The organism is Vibrio sp. S11_S32, assembly GCF_014694465.1.
Classification (GTDB): Bacteria; Pseudomonadota; Gammaproteobacteria; order Enterobacterales; family Vibrionaceae; genus Vibrio; species Vibrio algicola.
Window position 1 is genome coordinate 92,658 of sequence record NZ_JAAUWS010000006.1, and the last position, 16,437, is coordinate 109,094.

The window sequence follows — 16,437 nt, forward strand, 5'->3', positions numbered from 1 at the left end:
CAACCAATAATGCAATCTCAGTGCAGCCTAGGATCTTTTGAGGTAAAAATGGCAGACCTAAAGTATTGCATCCTTGCTCATTAACGATAGAGTCAAAGATCGGTTAATGACAATCATGCTAACAGGTTATTTATGACTTTTCTCACCAACAACAAGTACACCTTTTTTGGGATTGCCGCCATTTTACTGTGGAGCTGCGTTACCGCTTTTATTCGTGATTTATCTGAGTTGTTTGGCCCAACGGGTGGCGCGGCTTTGATGTATAGCGTGAGTGCGATTTTTTTGATGTTGGTGATGGGCATACCAAAAATCAAACATTATCCGAAGCGCTATTTAATCATTGGAGGTACCTTGTTTGTCGCCTATGAAGTCTGCTTGGCATTGTCGCTTGGTTTGGCTAATAGCCGCCATCAAGCGATGGAAATGGCGATTATCAATTACTTATGGCCAGCGTTAACCATTCTATTTTCGGTAATATTGAGCAAAAATAAGGTCAATATCTTAGTTTATCCGAGCATCTTATTAGCCTTTTCTGGCGTGGCTTGGTGCATATCCGGTGACCAAGGGCTTTCACTTGAAACTTTAATGCATAATATTGCTGATAACCCTATTACTTATCTTATGGCATTTTCTGCCGCCATCATTTGGGCTTTTTATTGTGTGATCACCACTAGGATCAGCAATGGTAAAAATGCAATTGCCCTGTTTTTTGCCGCCACCGCGATAACATTATGGGTAAAATATGCTTTTAGTCATGAGCCCAGTTTTCACTTCACTCCACACTCTACGCTGATATTACTTCTTTCAGGCATTGTGATCGGAACGGGTTATGCTTTGTGGAATCAGGCGATGATCGGCGGCAATATTATTCTTTTGGGAACACTGTCCTATTTCACACCAGTCTTCTCTACTTTGTTTGCTTCGTTTTACTTATCGATTTCTCTGGGTGGCTCATTTTGGCAAGGCGTATTCCTGGTAACGTTAGGATCTCTTATTTGCTTTATCGTAACGCGCTCGAAAACGCCACAACCAGAAAATAAGCACACCGCCGTCAAACCCTCAGAATAAATATCGATTAAAAACAAAGCCTCAAGCCAAGCTGACTAAAAAACACCCAACTTAGTATTGACGATAATAAAAACGCCCTATAAGATACATCTCAAATGCAACTTATAAACAGGAATCAACATGGCACTTTCATTTACTAAAATTTTCAAAAAAGACGACGCGAAAGCAGAAGATGCGAAATTAGTACAGCAACCAACAGCAAATGAAGATCAGTCTGCTGAAAGCACTGAAAAGAAAGCCAAGAAACATGGCGAACCTGGTGTTTGTTGCGGTTCTTGCTCGTAAGATCTTCTCTGCTAAGCCCGACTGATTAGAGCAACCCCAAATACATAAAAGCCCGCTCAGCAATGTGTGAAGTGATCCCTTAAACTTCTGGGCTTTTTAGGTATTCATCTATATCGCTATAACTTCAACATTCGCTTTTTCAATCGCGCCAGTTCAATCGGATTAGAGCGCACCGTCAGCTTAATATGGTCATATTCATATTCTTCTTTAGTAACACTCATGCTCGAGCGAATTTCACCCATAATGCCTTTCGCGGTATAGGGCACGATAACTTCTTCTTCAATCATTTCGTGTTCCGCTACATCCACAATATATTGATGCAGTTTCGCCACATCCAGCGGATCGCGCGTTGAAGTCATCATCGCATCAGGGAATTCTTCCATTAATGCTTGTTGTTGCTCAAAGTTCAATTGATCAGATTTATTCAAGACCAATAATTTCTTGATATCGTCCACACCTACTTCGGCTAGTACTTCATGCACCACATCAAGTTGCAGGCGGAATGTAGCATCTGACGCATCCACCACATACAGCAATAATGACGCATCATGCGCTTCGGCCAAGGTTGAGTGAAATGATGCCACAAGATCATGCGGCAGTTTCTTAATAAAACCCACCGTATCTGACACTAATATGCGCGGTTGGGTTTCTGGAGACAAGGCTCGCACTGTGGTGTCTAAAGTGGCGAACAATTTATTTTCGACTAACACTTCACTGCCAGTAAGCGCTCGCATCATCGAAGATTTACCGGCATTGGTGTAACCCACTAACGCGACACAAAATAATTCTGAACGTTGACGACGACGCCCTTTTAGTTCGGCTTGAACGCTGACTAACTCGCGTCTAAGTTCGGCTAATTGATCGCGTACTTTACGGCGGTCCAGCTCAAGCGTGGTTTCACCCGCGCCTTTACCCATTTGGCGTTCTTTATTGCCAATGGTCGATTCTCGCAAGCGAGGGGCAACATAGTTAAGGCGTGCAATTTCAACTTGTAGTCGCGCGGTTCGAGTCCGAGCATGACGGCTGAAGATTTCAATAATAATGCCAGTACGATCATACACTTCAACCCCGAGCTGATTCTCAACATTACGCAGTTGTGATGGGCTTAAATCACAGTCAAACACCACCACATCAGCGCACGCAAAAGGCAGATCTTCACTCGGGAGCTCATCCCAAGACGATTCATCCAGCAGTACTTCGCCAAATTCATCTTCATCGTCTTCCATCTCACCTTTATTACCCGTGAGATGAGCAATTTCAGCCAGTTTTCCCTCACCTAATACATTTTGTCTTTGATTTGAACGTTGCATTTGTGACTGCGTACCAACCACTTTAAAGCCCAAAGTCGTGACTAAGCGGCCCAGTTCTGCCAACGATTCCGCTGCTTCTTCACCTTTAAATTGCGGTGTGCAGATAGAAATAAGTAATGCATGATTCAGTGATGGTTTTGCCGTTAACTTCATAATTTTGATATTCGTGCACCTAACAGTGCAAACCTAGTGTTATCGAAAGTAATGTGATCCTACGCTGTTATGGCTAAGCTTGATACAGCAAGGCGTGACTATTTATTTATAGGCGATTAAACCATTGATATTAAAAGTGAGAACCAAACGATAAAATCAATCTCATGCTCACAATAACGATTAACATTCCGCGATTCCTGATAAAGAAGTCTACCTCATCATCGAAACTTTAGCCGCTAGGACAAAAAGTGCGTATACTCGCCGGCTAGCAAATCGCTCAATTATATTTGGAAAGCATCATGTCAAAGCAATTCTTCAAAGGCCGTATTGAAACTCGTCAAAACCATGTTAAATCTGGCTACAACGTTAACCGTGAAATCAAAGCAGGAAGCGAAGAAGCGCCATTAAACCTTATCGTCACCAGTGAAGCGCGCCAAACTGAAATTGAAGCGATTTTAGAGCAACATCAGTTAGTGGCAACTATCACGCTGGATGCGACTCAACAAGAAAATATTGTTGAATTAGATACGGTGCTCAATAAGCCACAACCGACCACCTTTGAAAAAACACCGAACCGTAATGATCCATGTACTTGCGGCAGTGGTAAAAAATACAAGAAATGCTGTGCTTAATTTTTATTAACAGCCTTTTATAGCGCTCAGATATTGTTTACGAAAATCTCGGGGTGACAGCCCATGATATTTACGGAAGCGATGAGTAAAGTTAAAAGGATCGGGGTAACCCAACCGATGGGCGATCATCGCGATCGTCCAGTCTCGGTGACGCAACAAATCGGCCGCTTTTTCCATTCTAAAACGTATTAATTGCTGGCTCGGCGTCTGTTGATACAACTGCTTTGAAATTCGATTTAACTGCTCTTCACTCAAAAAGCTGCGTTTGGCGATCTCTTTGACCGTCCAAGGTAAATGCAATTGCGCTTCCACTTGATTAAACACACTCTGCACTCGGAGCGAAGCATTCGAAGGTTGGCTATCGGTTGAACCAAGCAGAATTCGAGTCAACTCACTAAGCAATAATTGCCGAAACGTCGAACGACCTTGGAGCCCCCTATCTTGCCCTTCTTGATGTAATAAATTCAAAATAGACCAAACTGATTCGCACATATGAGTCGGTTCGACTCTTTGCGCGCTATTATCGAGTTGTTGCCACTTATGGGTTTTCGGCAGTAATATCCATGCCACTTGCCAATAATTGTTATCACCGAGTTCAAAACGAAACGGGATGCCTTCGGGTAAAATGGTCACGGTGTTCGCTTCGACTTGCTGAATACCTTGTTTGGTTAGTAATCGTCCCCCTCCTGCTTGGGTAAACAATAAGGTATGAATTTCTGGTAGCTTTCGTTCAACAATGTAGCCATCAGAAAGATCGGCCAACCCAGCCATCGTGATCCCTTCAGCGCCCAATTCAGCGATCTCCGATTGAACCACAAAACGTTCTTTGCAACTATCTGCGAGGTAGATCTGATCTTGCCAATCTCGAACGGCTAGATTTTGCCCAATGACAGATTTGCACAGGTTTTCTCTGATTTCAAACATGTTGATTTACTCAAAGCTCTTTTATATTTGCAACCTCAGCATGAGGAAAATTGCGTATGTCCATTCAACCACAGTCTTATCATCAAACCAATGCCAAGGGATCACATTTGCCCCCGAATCTATTCTCAAAAATGGCAAAATTGGCGCTGCCTGTCGCATTGCAGAGTGCATTAGTGGCGATCTTAGGATTAGCTGACGTATTAATGGTGAGCGACTTTGGTCAAAGCGCGACAGCAGCGGTTGGGATCGCATCTCGCTGGCATTTTGTGGCGATCATGATCATGGCGGCATTGGCTATTGCGACCGGATCGCTAGTGGCGCAATACTGGGGTAAAGACGACAAAAATACCGCCAAAACCGTTACCGTAATGTCTTTGAAGTTGGGCTCGATCATTATGATCCCAGTAACCTTATTATTGGTGGGTTTTTCTTCACAAATTATGCGTTTGCAAACAGATGATATGCAAGTGATCAACCAAGGGGCCGATTATTTACTTTATAGTCTGCCGTTATTAATGCTGACTCATTGGGTGATCACAGCCGAAGCCAGTTTACGTTCTAGTGGTAATGCTATGCTGCCACTGATTTTAGCCGCCATCACGATTGCACTTAATATTGGCTTAAATATGTGGTTAATTCATGGCGGGTTGGGCGTACCAGCGTTAGGTGTTGCGGGCGCGGCATTATCCACCACCATTGCACGCGTGGTTCAAGTTCTACTGATCTACTCAGTGTTAAAGTGGCAAAATCATTGGTTGATCATCAGCGATTATCAAAAGCGCCATCCGCGTTTATGGCAGTCGTATAAGCGCTTAGCCATTCCAACCACTTACAATGCCGTATTATGAGCATTTGGAACGCTCACTTACCAAACCATTTTTGGTCACATGGGCACTACTGAACTGGCAGTGTACAGCTTAATCGGACCGTTTGAAGGTCTATGCTACGCCGTTTTTATGGGCATTTCCGTTGCTTGCTCAGTGTTACTGGGTCAAGCCTTAGGACGTGATGAACACATACAAGCACAAGCAATGGCGAAATATTTTATTCGTTTTATTTTCATCACTGGCATTATCGCGTGTGGGGTATTATTTTTTAATCGCGATAGTGTGATGCGCTTCTTAGAACTCGATAAACCAGCTCTATTTGATATAGCCCAACCCGCTTTTATTGTGATGAGTTTTGCAATTATTATCCGCATGACCAATATGTTGATCATTAACGGCATTTTACGCGCTGGTGGTGATAATCATTTTTGTCTGCGCATGGATTTTATTGCGATGTGGTTAGTGGGTATTCCACTTACCGCTTATGGCGCGTTCGTGGCAGACCTTAGCTTTGCATGGGTCTATTTACTGATGATCACCGAAGAAGTGGTTAAATTTGGCTTATGCTTTAGCCGCTATTTGAAGAAAAAATGGATGAATAACTTAACTCTACAGACGGCATGAAAATCTAAATTTGATACATAAATTCATCCAATACATCCTGATGAGAGTTCAGTCGCATAATTAATGTGGATTGCCCTTTCATCCGTAACAGAGGTGTATTCCGAGTCAGGTTATGTTCATAATTTCCTCAGGCAAATTTTTTCTGAGATAGTTATGTTGAAAAAACTGATATTTATCGCACTGGTCGCTTTGGCTGTATGGCAATTTTATAATCCCAGCATAGAGCCTGAGATCTCCAAAGCTAAACCCACTATTGCCAGTTTTTTTGATATGGATACTCATTCATCTAATAGGCGTTCTCATACCAACCCCCACGGCATTTTCGAGTGCGATAATCGACAGTTGTGTACCGAAATGACCACTCAAGCAGAAGCGGCCTATTTTTATCAACATTGCCCCAATCAAAAAATCGCCCTAGATCCTGATGGTACACCTTGTGGTAAATATTTTGAGTGATAGCCGTCCACACCACATAAAAAAACCGAGTCTCTTTCTGGCCGGAAAGATAACTCGGTTAGGTAAAATATCTCTACCTGACAATCGGTGTTGCTATGCCTACTTTTTTTATTTTAAAAAGTAAACCTTGGCGCATTTAATGGGTTTCGCGCGCGGCGGTTAAGTTTCGCTCCAGTGTTTGAATATCTTCACGCTCAAATAACGTATGCAGAGTAGAGGTCAATTTACGGCGCCAGTTTGGATATTCGTCCATGGTGCCAGGAATATTGACCGGCGTATCCATTTCAAGCCAGTCTTCTAACTGTAAACTCAATAACGCGCTCGAACCGCTGGCCATATGAATTTGCATTGCTTCGCTTAACTCTCGATTAATCATCACATTACCATCCTCATCTCGCGCCACTTCAGGCAAACGATCATGGGTAATTAATGTGTCAATAATATGACTACGACGGGTCTTTCGATCATCAAAAAGTACTTGTAATTGTTTAGGATCGGGATACAAGCCAATCTCTTCACCCAGAGTTAAATCCGCACTGTTCCAAAAACCGCGCAAGGTCGGCATATCATGAGTACACAATGCAGTCATCGATTGCGACTTGTATTGATTAGGCGCGATATACTCACCACTTTCTTCGGTTTCAAAGAAAAAAACCTTGTATGAGTGAATACCAGCATCATTAAGTTTTTCAACAATTTCTTCCGGCACGGTGCCAAGATCTTCGCCGATAACGGTACATTGGTTACGGTGACTTTCTAGCGCTAATATCGACATAAGGTCATCAACGGGATAGTACATATACGCCCCATCTTTGGCGGTTTTGCCCTTTGGGATCCACCACAGGCGCAATAAACCTAGCACATGATCTATTCGCAACGCGCCACAGTGACGCATATTAGCTTGCAATAAATCAATAAACGGTTGGTACGCTTTAGCTTTCAGTTGATACGGGTTAAACGGTGGTAAGCCCCAGTTTTGCCCCAGTGGACCAAAAATATCGGGCGGCGCACCAATGCTAACATCTTGGCAAAGCGCCTCATGATCCGCCCAGGTTTCTGCGCCAGAATCACATACCCCCACCGCCAAATCGCGGTATAAGCCCATCACCATTTTTTTGTCTTGTGCCAGTGTTTGTACCTGATTTAGCTGCTCATCTGCTAGCCATTGCAGGTACATAAAGAGTTGCACCTTATCTTTATTTTTTGCGATAAACGTTTGTACATCAGCATGATCAAAGTGTTGATATTTTTCTTCAAAAACCGGCCATCCCCAAACAGAATCATCCTGCGCTTTTAACTCATCATGCAACGCATCAAATGCCGCTTGATGCACTAAACTGTCGCCGCCTTGCTCTATAAAGGCTAAAAATTGCTGCGCGCGTTCCGTATCTAGCTCCAGCTCCTGGGTGACAAAAGTGCGGTATAACTCAGGTAACACCGCCATTTTCAAGGCTGAAACTTCAGTGTAATCGACCCATTTTTTATCACGGTTGACTTGTAAGCGTTGCTGGAATTCAGCCGTGGCAACCATCGTATTCGCTACCTCACTGTGAGAAAACTCAGGTACCGCTTCAACATCAATGTACATCACATTCAACCAGCGGCGAGAAGAAGGGCTATACGGGCTTGCTCCTTCTGGGTTGGCAGGAAAAAGGGAGTGGATCGGATTTAAACCAACAAAATCGCCACCTCCATCTGCAATGTTACCCACTAAGTATTTAAGATCGGTAAAGTCGCCAATTCCCCAGTTAGTTTCCGAAGTCACAGAATAAAGCTGAATACTTGGTCCCCATAAGCGTTGACCTTCAACCAATTCAGGTTGCTTAAAACACGCGGCCGGTGTGATGATCAATGTCATTTCAAACGGCTTGTTGCGTCGTTTACGCGTTAATGTCAATTGATGATAACCAAGCGGTAGGGTATTCGAGAGTGAAAAAATCAAATACCCTTCTTGTTGACGGTGATCTTCGACTACTTGAGATTCTAAATACCCATCAAAGACTTGACCTTGTTCGGTAGTAACTTGCCATGAAAATTCACTCACTCGTGCAGACGCGGCAATATACAATTTGATATGAACATCTTTGCCTTGATGAACCACTTGCACACTCGGCAGTACATCCACTTTACTACGTTGCTCTGCCTGAGCTAATAATAGTGTTTCATCATCGGTGTTATAGCCTAATGCTTGTAATAATTCATCAATTGTAGTGTCACACACATAGGCCTCATCGCCCCATGCACTAATGTAGCGATCCACAATCCCTTCTTGCGCCGCCACTTGTTTTAAGACCGTTTGAGACGGTGTGTTTGAATTTTGCATTGAGTGCTCCATCGGCAATATTTCGAATTCGAGAAAGACTCAGATCCGAATCAATCATCATATTTTCCATTTAGAACCAGTTTGCCGATAAATTTGAGCACTCACATCCTCCTTAAAATCATGCCAAAGGGAGGAGTGTTGGGGCGTAGAGAAGGAGAGCACTGAACAAAGTGAGATCTAGAGCAAAAAACACCATCAAAATTCAAACAAGGTCACATAACAACGCGACTTACATGATAATTTGATATGAAACTGACTCGGTAGATTCATCAATAAAAACACCAAAACTTGAGCTGTATTACAAATTAATACTAACCAGAACATGCTAGGCTACTCACACACACTTAAAGTGAAATCAGCTATCACAGAATAGCGACCTAAAAACAATGTACTATTTTTCGCTGCTGACCAAAGAGAATAAAAACTACCATGTGGATACCTTCCAAACTCAATCGCCCTGCCCGTTTACACAATGCTATTTTGCGCTCACGCTTACTCGAAGCACTGACGCATGCGCCTTATTATAAATTAGTATTATTTCGCTCTCCGGCAGGCTATGGCAAAACCACAATGGCTGCCCAATGGTTGAACAATCACCCTAATCTGGGTTGGTTTAATATCGATGACAGTGATAATGACATTTTCCGCTTTGCTAACTACTTTCTGCAAGCATTCAATAAAGCCACCGACCAAGCTTGCCCTAACACTCAAGCGATTGCTGAACGTCGTCAATTTGCTAATTTGACCAGTTTATTTAGCGAATTATTTGCCGAGTTTGGTTTTAATGACACTCAAAGCTATGTGGTGCTCGATGACTATCATTTGATCACCAACGATGAAATTCATGAAGGCATGCGTTTTTTACTCAAGCACATGCCCGATAACATTACCATTGTGGTCACCAGTCGCACTCATCCGCCCTTAAATATTGCCAATTTACGCGTGCGTGATCAGCTGATTGAAGTGGACCATTCATTGCTGGCCTTTGATCAAGAAGAAACCACCCGCTTCTTCCAAAAACGCATTGCCGATAATCAATATGAATCGCAAGTATTAGAATCGCTGCGCACTCAGGTAGAAGGTTGGGCATCGGCGCTGCAGTTAATCGCGCTACACGTACAGCAATTCCCTGGCGCATTAGAAAACTCAGCGGTATCAATTGCCAATTTCAATCAAGAGCATATTTGGGATTACTTAGCGGAAGAGGTATTTGATCAACTCAGCTCCGAGCTACAAACGTTCTTATTACAATGCTCGGTATTAGATATATTCAATGCCGAACTGGTCACAGAGTTAACCGGTCGAGCCGATTCATTAGCCATGCTCGACTCACTTAATCGTTACGGTTTATTTGTCCAACCACTAAAAGGGGCCGACAATTGGTATCGATTCCACCACCTCTTCGCCGATTTTTTACGCCACCGTCGTTATTCCCAAATGCCCGAACAACGTAATCAGTTACACACCAATGCCGCCAAAGCGTGGTTAAAACAAAACCAACCACAAAGCGCCTTAATGCACGCGCAAAAAGTGGCCAATGATGATTTATTGTGTGACATATTAAATCAGTATGGTTGGCAGATGTTTAACCATGGTGAATTGAGTACGCTTGAAAAGGCAATCCAAACCTTAAGCGATGATGCTTTATTTAGCTCTCCGAGATTGTGTTTACTTCGCGCATGGTTGGCGCAGAGCCAACATAGGTACAACCAAGTTGCCGATTTAATATTAGAAGCTGAAGAGAAGCTCGCCGCACGAAGCATCGAATTAACCGATGCTCAAGTTGGGGAGTTTAAAGCACTGACCGCACAAGTTGCGATCAATCAAAATCGCCCTGAATTTGCTCTAGAAACCGCCGAATTTGCTTTGCTGCAATTACCTAAAACCAGCATCCTCAGTTGCATTGTCGCGACCTCGGTAATTGGTGAAGTTTACCACTGTATTGGTCAATTAGATCGTGCACTTGAAATGATGCAACAAACCGAGATCATGGCGCGAGAAGCAAAAGTCTACCCGCAAACCTTGTGGGCAATTCTGCAGCAAAGTGAAATACAATTGGCGCGAGGCTACGGTCAAGCGGCATTTGAACTTCTCACTCGAGCTGAGCTATTAATTAAAGAACAGCAATTGCATCAACTGCCTTTGCATGAGTTTATGCTGAGAATCAAAGCGCAAATTTTATGGTGCTGGAATCGCTTAGATGAAGCAGAACAATGCGCACATGCTAGCTTAGATGTACTCGCCCCATACGAAATTGACAAGTCGCTACAGTCTTATTCAATGCTAGCGCGCATTGCTATTTCTCGCGGTGAGTTAGACAAGGCTGCTCGTTATTTAGACACCTGTACCCAACTCAAAACCAGTAATCAATATCATATCGATTGGCGCGCCAATGCAGACTACAGTAACTTACTCTATTGGGATGCCACTCAAGATAATGAAGCCATTACACAGTGGTTAAAAAACAGTGAAGAGCCGACCGAGGCGGAGAATCATTTTCAGCAGTTACAATGGCGTAATATTGCCAGAGCCTGTATGGCAACCGGAGATTTAACCCGAGCAGACGCGGTTTTATCTAAGCTACAACATGCAGCTCAAGCCCATAAATTAGTGTCCGATCGCAACCGAAATTTAGTGCTTGAAGCCGCATTAGCGACATTAAAGGATGATAAAGCACAAGCCATGCAGCATATAAAAGAAGCGCTAACACTGACCAATAGCACCGGTATGATTGGCGACTTTTTATGTAGCCGCCAATACGTACTGCCTCTTTTAAAAACCTTAAGCCAAGATAAGCAACTGGCTGAACTTGAGCAGCACCGAGCACATAGTTTAATTCAGTTAATGTCGAGTAAAGAGCACACTCGCGCCGTGCATTTTGATGAAGCGTTTGTCGAAAAACTGCTTAATCATCCAGATATTCCAGAGCTGATCCGTACCAGTCCGCTGACTCAACGAGAATGGCAAGTATTAGGCTTAATTTATGTTGGCTTTAGTAATGATCAAATTGCATCCGAGTTTGATGTCGCCCCGACCACCATCAAAACTCACATTCGCAATTTGTATCAAAAAATGGGATTAGAAAACCGCCAGCACGCGATTCGCACCGCCGAGCATTTGATTCATTTGATGGGGTTTGCGGCGTAATTTTTTGGCGTAATAATGACGGCTTAGATTATCAAAAAAACGCCACAGATCTAAATCTGTGGCGTTTGTTGTTTATAATCTACATTCTTAATTAAAATCAAGGCGCTAATGTCAACTTATCTTGAATAAAGTCCAAGAACAGTGAAATCCTCGACGCTAAGGCGCTTTGTTTATAGTACACCGCTTGTATTGATTCTCTTCGGTTGGGATGTTGAATCGCGTTGGGTAGTATTTCAACTAAAGTCCCTACCTCAAGTTCTTTGTGGATCATGTAATAAGACAGCGCGGTCACTCCCATCCCATTGACGCACAACTGCTTAATTATTTCACCGCTGCTCGCATGAAGCTCAAATGTTAAAGGATTATGCGCATGTTTGAAATGCCAGTTATTAAGGTGAGATGCCTGAGAAAAGCCGAGGAGAGTATGTGTTGATAATTGCTTAATGTTCATTGGTGTACCATTAGCTTGCAAATAATCAGGGCTTGCCACCACCATTAATGGGCTTTGACCTAACACTCGGGCGTGCAAGGTGGAATCTTGCAAATCGCCAATACGAATGGCGACATCAACTTTATTCTCTAATAAATCGACCACTCTATCATTGGTCGTGAGTTCTAATTCGACTTTTGGATACATCTTCCTAAATTCGGGTAAGAGCGCGACCAATTGATGGCTAATAAATGCAAATGCAGCATCGATTCTTAACTTACCAACCGGCTCCGTTTGATGAGAACGTAAATGTTGCCTCCCCTGTTCAATCGTATTCATAGCTTGTTGCGCATAGCCTTTAAATGCCGTCCCCTCTTCAGTTATCACAAGTTTTCTCGTTGTACGATTAAATAAAGTCGTATCTAATTGCTTTTCCAGCCTTGAAATCGCTCTCGATAATGTCGCTATCTGCACGCCTTCTTTCACCGAGGCTTTCGAAAAGCTTTCACTTTCTGCTATAGCCAAAAAAGCCAATAAATCTTCCGTTTTAATCATTCAAGGATGCTCATCTAAATACCGTCATAAAAGAATATAACTTTTGCATATTAATCAAAAGTAATTTGTCTCTTTTGCTATTAATGAAAATATAGACCTCTGATACCATACTTGTCATTCGCATCACGAGATAAAATAGGATTCCCATGAAAAACGATCTTTTTAGCCCCATTCAACTGGGCGATTTAACCTTAAATAACCGTATTGTCATGCCACCGATGACACGATCTCGCGCTAAAAATGGTTGCGCGAATGCAATGATGGCCGAATATTACGCTCAACGTGCTGAAGCTGGCCTTATCATTTCAGAAGGTACGCAAATTTCTCAACTTGGCCAAGGCTACGCATGGACACCTGGGATCTATACCCCCGATCAAATACAAGGTTGGAAATTAGTGACTGACGCCGTACATGCAAAAGGCGGTAAGATTTTTGCTCAACTTTGGCATGTTGGCCGAGTCACTCACCCAAGTAACACTGGTGGTATTCAACCAATATCATCCAGCGAACAAGCCGCAAAAAATGTGACTGTCTTTATTGATGAAGCCAATCAACCAAACTTTGTCGATACAGTGCTACCACGAGCCATGACACAAGATGATATTGAACACGTTAAAGCAGAATTTCACCAAGCTGCATTAAATGCATTAGAAGCGGGTTTTGATGGTGTTGAATTACATGCTGCCAATGGATATTTAGTCAATCAATTTATCGATTCAGAAGCCAATCTTCGTGATGATGAATACGGCGGTAGCACAGAAAATCGTTTACGCTTCTTAGGCGAAGTGGTTGATCAACTAGTAGCAGTAGTAGGTAAAGATCGTGTTGGCGTTCGCCTTGCTCCATTTACTTGCTTAAATGGCACCATAGATTCAGATCCTGATACCACTTATATTGAAGCGGCAAAATTACTCAACAGTAAAGGTATTGCTTATATTCATATTGCTGAAGTCGATTGGGATGATGCACCAGATACTCCAGAGTCCTTTAAGAAAAACTTACGTAAAGCTTTCGATCAAACGATCATTTTAGCTGGAAAATATAACCCAGAAAAAGCACAACTTGCATTAGAGCAAGGTTATGCTGATATGGTGGCCTTTGGTCGACCTTTTATATCAAACCCAGATCTCGTCAGTCGTATCAAACATCAGTATCCATTAACCGCTCATAACCCAGAGACGTTGTTTGGCGGTGATGAAAAAGGCTTAACAGATTATGCGACTTATCAGTAATAGCCCCAAAGCTTGAATAATCAAACGCCACAGACTTAACATCTATGGCGTTTGTTGTTTTTCTTTCTTTTCTTCATATATCACCATCAAGCAAACCTTACATGCGCGATTGCCACTGGGTTGGTGACATGCCAAACCATATTTTAAATCGCCGACTAAATACCGATAGTTCACAATAACCAAGCTTGAGCGCAACAGTCGTTAAATTGAATTGATGATTTTTCAGCAAGATCAAAGCTTCCCTTTTTCGAACTTGGTCAATCATTTCGCGGTAAGTCGTTTTTTGTTCGGCTAGGAAACGCTGTAGTTTTTTCGGATGAAGCCCCATACACAAAGCGATATTTTCTTTGGTGCAATCCCCTGTAGCCAATAAGGTTTTAATCGCATTATCAATTCGTTGCAGTTGCTCTAGCTGTGAATTTGGCTTTGTCGATTCAATTTCTTCGAACAGCATTTTATCCAGTAATTGGTTATTGATATTCGGCTTCAAGCTTAAAAACTGGCTTTGGAAATAAATGGTATCGGTAGCACTGTTAAATTCAGGCTGACAACCGAATAAATCTCGAAATACTTCCTGGTTTTTAGGTGCGTCTTGTCTGAAACTCACTTTATTTATACGCCATGTTGGACCGACCAAATCTCGCAAAATACAAAAACAAGTACCGAGAGTGACTTGAGCCTTTTGCGGGGACAGTTCATTTGGAGCAAGGTTTAAAAATTGTATTTCACAACTTTTACTGTTGGAATTTTCAACGGCTAAAGACAACCCTTCAACATGCAAATACATATACTTTCTCGCCACCGTCAGTGCATCGACAATGTTCGCTTGGCGAGACATGTAAGCGCCAATTAACCCTAATGTATTCACGCCTTGTTTGGTGCTTAATTCCAAGCCAAAAGTATCACACTGGCAATGCTGTGCCGCCAATTCTAGTGCAGCTAAAAAATGCTCGTAGTAGATAAACGCATCAGGATCACGAAGCTGGCTTGTCACTATACCCGCCTCTTTTAAAATCTGATTGGGGTTAGCGTGATAGCTTCTCACCAAATCACTAAAGCCTTCTAAACTCGCCGCTCTAATAGAATGATTCATAATAAACCTCGATGACCACATGTCCTGAAATATCAAATTAAGTCAAATAAACACAAACTAACAGGTGGGTAAAATCAAAGTGTGAGGACTATCACTGCCTCTAACTTAAACACGGAAATTACGTGATCGTGCTCTCCCTCTCAAAATCCAATGTCTTAAAAAGTCATACCAATGTCCTAAAACATCAAGCCGAATACCAATACCGCATTAACATATTATTAACAAGCAGGTAAGTTATCAATAACCACTCTTTGGCATGCTACTTGTTCTCGACTTTAAGAAGGAAGCATCATGGGCTTTATCACTGAACAAGCAACAAACCAAACGACTCTAGATACAAGCGATTATTTATCGCAAGGGAATGACTATTTAGATACGACCCAAACCTTACTCCTATCTCTGGAAACCCAGCGTCAAGCCTTTACGCTTCAAGGACAAGAAAGTTATGAGGAACGCAAGCAGCACCTACTAAATCTAAAGCGGTTACTCACCGAGAATCGTGACACTATTATTGAGGCCATAAACAAAGACTATGGCAATCGATCTTATCATGAAACCTTATTAGCGGAAGTCATTACCGTTGTCAGCGATATCAGCAGCACTATTAAGCACTTAAAAAAATGGATGAAAGTTCAAAAGCGCAGTGTCGATCAAAGCTTGTATTTTGGGGCACAAAATAGAGTCATTCCACAAGGTATTGGCGTAGTTGGATTTATTATCCCTTGGAATTTCCCACTTAATTTAAGTTTTTCAGGTTTGTGTGCCGCTTTTGCCGCCGGTAATAGAGCTATGGTGAAAATGTCGGAAAATTCGATTCATTTTTCAGAGCTATTAAAACAGCTCAGTCCAAAGTATTTTAGCCAAGATAAATTAGAATTTTTTACCGAAACCGGTAAAGTGGGCATGGCATTCTCAACTCTGCCCTTTGATCACTTGATGTTTACTGGCTCAGGAGTGACCGGTAGAAAAGTGATGGCAGCCTGTGCGCCCAACCTGACGCCTGTCACCCTCGAGCTTGGTGGAAAATCCCCTGCGGTTATTGATCCTGAATACCCTTTAGATAAAGCGGTTGAACGCATTATGTTTGTTAAGCAATTTAATGCCGGACAAATTTGCACCACTGTCGATTATACTTTTGTACATCTATCACAATTAACCCCCTTTCTTGAAACCACAAAAAAATGGGTCAAAAAACATTGCCCCAATATTCACAATAAAGATTACACCTCAATCATTGATGACACGGCCTTCAATCGATTAATGGACACAGTGAATGACGCTAAACAACGTGGCGCAACCATCATTAACTTAAGTGAACAGAGGCCGATGCTAGAACACGCAAGTTCCCATTGACTCTGATCTTAGACACAAGTGATGA

At 42.5% G+C, this 16,437-nt stretch carries 12 protein-coding genes and 1 pseudogene; 8 read left to right on the forward strand and 5 right to left on the reverse strand.

The genetic code is table 11. The features are described from left to right. Positions 1 to 132 precede the first annotated feature (132 nt). Both yddG and HC723_RS05595 read left to right on the forward strand, forming a co-directional pair. Positions 133 to 1,068 (forward strand): aromatic amino acid DMT transporter YddG, encoded by a 936-nt coding sequence (gene yddG / locus HC723_RS05590; RefSeq protein ID WP_153448963.1) that lies wholly within the window; start codon positions 133 to 135, stop codon positions 1,066 to 1,068. A gap of 120 nt (positions 1,069 to 1,188) precedes the next feature. Continuing rightward, the gene (locus HC723_RS05595; RefSeq protein ID WP_190338466.1) at positions 1,189 to 1,353 is read left to right on the forward strand and encodes a CCGSCS motif protein; all 165 of its coding nucleotides are present in this window, start codon (positions 1,189 to 1,191) and stop codon (positions 1,351 to 1,353) included. Positions 1,354 to 1,469: 116 nt separating this feature from the next. Here HC723_RS05595 and hflX read toward each other — a convergent pair whose 3' ends face one another. Next, complete coding sequence (gene hflX / locus HC723_RS05600; RefSeq protein ID WP_190338467.1) at positions 1,470 to 2,816, reverse strand: GTPase HflX; 1,347 nt, start codon at positions 2,814 to 2,816, stop codon at positions 1,470 to 1,472. A 299-nt stretch (positions 2,817 to 3,115) separates the two neighbouring features. On the opposite strand from hflX, the gene HC723_RS05605 reads away from it, so the two are divergent. Continuing rightward, positions 3,116 to 3,448 carry a PBPRA1643 family SWIM/SEC-C metal-binding motif protein gene (locus HC723_RS05605; protein ID WP_153448966.1) on the forward strand — a complete coding sequence of 111 codons (333 nt, stop codon included), beginning with the start codon at positions 3,116 to 3,118 and terminating at the stop codon, positions 3,446 to 3,448. Positions 3,449 to 3,454: 6 nt separating this feature from the next. Here the strand turns inward: HC723_RS05605 and HC723_RS05610 are convergent, their stop codons facing one another. Continuing rightward, positions 3,455 to 4,372: an AraC family transcriptional regulator gene (locus HC723_RS05610; RefSeq protein WP_153448967.1), complete on the reverse strand. Its 918-nt coding sequence runs from the start codon at positions 4,370 to 4,372 to the stop codon at positions 3,455 to 3,457. 56 nt (positions 4,373 to 4,428) lie between these two features. Here HC723_RS05610 and HC723_RS05615 point away from each other — a divergent pair. Further along, positions 4,429 to 5,823 (forward strand): annotated as a pseudogene (locus tag HC723_RS05615) (MATE family efflux transporter). Between the two features lie 153 nt (positions 5,824 to 5,976). Beyond that, a complete protein-coding gene (locus HC723_RS05620; RefSeq protein WP_190338468.1) occupies positions 5,977 to 6,279 on the forward strand; it encodes a hypothetical protein in 303 nt (100 codons plus the stop codon). Positions 6,280 to 6,415: 136 nt separating this feature from the next. On the opposite strand, the gene malQ is transcribed toward HC723_RS05620, so the two are convergent. Further along, positions 6,416 to 8,602 carry a 4-alpha-glucanotransferase gene (gene malQ / locus HC723_RS05625; RefSeq protein ID WP_190338469.1) on the reverse strand — a complete coding sequence of 729 codons (2,187 nt, stop codon included), beginning with the start codon at positions 8,600 to 8,602 and terminating at the stop codon, positions 6,416 to 6,418. Between the two features lie 429 nt (positions 8,603 to 9,031). Between malQ and malT the strand changes: the two genes are divergently transcribed. After that, positions 9,032 to 11,749, forward strand: a complete 2,718-nt coding sequence (malT, locus tag HC723_RS05630; protein ID WP_153448971.1) for an HTH-type transcriptional regulator MalT — start codon at positions 9,032 to 9,034, stop codon at positions 11,747 to 11,749. A gap of 97 nt (positions 11,750 to 11,846) precedes the next feature. Here the strand turns inward: malT and HC723_RS05635 are convergent, their stop codons facing one another. Next, positions 11,847 to 12,734 carry a LysR family transcriptional regulator gene (locus HC723_RS05635; RefSeq protein ID WP_190338470.1) on the reverse strand — a complete coding sequence of 296 codons (888 nt, stop codon included), beginning with the start codon at positions 12,732 to 12,734 and terminating at the stop codon, positions 11,847 to 11,849. A 146-nt stretch (positions 12,735 to 12,880) separates the two neighbouring features. On the opposite strand from HC723_RS05635, the gene HC723_RS05640 reads away from it, so the two are divergent. After that, the gene (locus HC723_RS05640) at positions 12,881 to 13,966 is read left to right on the forward strand and encodes an alkene reductase (protein WP_153448973.1); all 1,086 of its coding nucleotides are present in this window, start codon (positions 12,881 to 12,883) and stop codon (positions 13,964 to 13,966) included. Positions 13,967 to 14,063: 97 nt separating this feature from the next. Here HC723_RS05640 and HC723_RS05645 read toward each other — a convergent pair whose 3' ends face one another. Beyond that, on the reverse strand, positions 14,064 to 15,059 hold the full coding sequence (locus HC723_RS05645; RefSeq protein WP_178306536.1) for an AraC family transcriptional regulator: 996 nt from the start codon (positions 15,057 to 15,059) through the stop codon (positions 14,064 to 14,066). Positions 15,060 to 15,350: 291 nt separating this feature from the next. Between HC723_RS05645 and HC723_RS05650 the strand changes: the two genes are divergently transcribed. After that, positions 15,351 to 16,412, forward strand: coding sequence for an aldehyde dehydrogenase family protein (locus HC723_RS05650; protein WP_203218753.1), 1,062 nt, complete (start codon positions 15,351 to 15,353; stop codon positions 16,410 to 16,412). Positions 16,413 to 16,437 lie beyond the last annotated feature (25 nt).

Coding starts and splice junctions, on each gene's coding strand:
- yddG (WP_153448963.1), top strand. CDS start 133: ATGACTTTTCTCACCAACAACAAGTACACCTTTTTTGGGATTGCCGCC.
- HC723_RS05595 (WP_190338466.1), top strand. CDS start 1,189: ATGGCACTTTCATTTACTAAAATTTTCAAAAAAGACGACGCGAAAGCA.
- hflX (WP_190338467.1), bottom strand. CDS start 2,816: ATGAAGTTAACGGCAAAACCATCACTGAATCATGCATTACTTATTTCT.
- HC723_RS05605 (WP_153448966.1), top strand. CDS start 3,116: ATGTCAAAGCAATTCTTCAAAGGCCGTATTGAAACTCGTCAAAACCAT.
- HC723_RS05610 (WP_153448967.1), bottom strand. CDS start 4,372: ATGTTTGAAATCAGAGAAAACCTGTGCAAATCTGTCATTGGGCAAAAT.
- HC723_RS05620 (WP_190338468.1), top strand. CDS start 5,977: ATGTTGAAAAAACTGATATTTATCGCACTGGTCGCTTTGGCTGTATGG.
- malQ (WP_190338469.1), bottom strand. CDS start 8,602: ATGCAAAATTCAAACACACCGTCTCAAACGGTCTTAAAACAAGTGGCG.
- malT (WP_153448971.1), top strand. CDS start 9,032: ATGTGGATACCTTCCAAACTCAATCGCCCTGCCCGTTTACACAATGCT.
- HC723_RS05635 (WP_190338470.1), bottom strand. CDS start 12,734: ATGATTAAAACGGAAGATTTATTGGCTTTTTTGGCTATAGCAGAAAGT.
- HC723_RS05640 (WP_153448973.1), top strand. CDS start 12,881: ATGAAAAACGATCTTTTTAGCCCCATTCAACTGGGCGATTTAACCTTA.
- HC723_RS05645 (WP_178306536.1), bottom strand. CDS start 15,059: ATGAATCATTCTATTAGAGCGGCGAGTTTAGAAGGCTTTAGTGATTTG.
- HC723_RS05650 (WP_203218753.1), top strand. CDS start 15,351: ATGGGCTTTATCACTGAACAAGCAACAAACCAAACGACTCTAGATACA.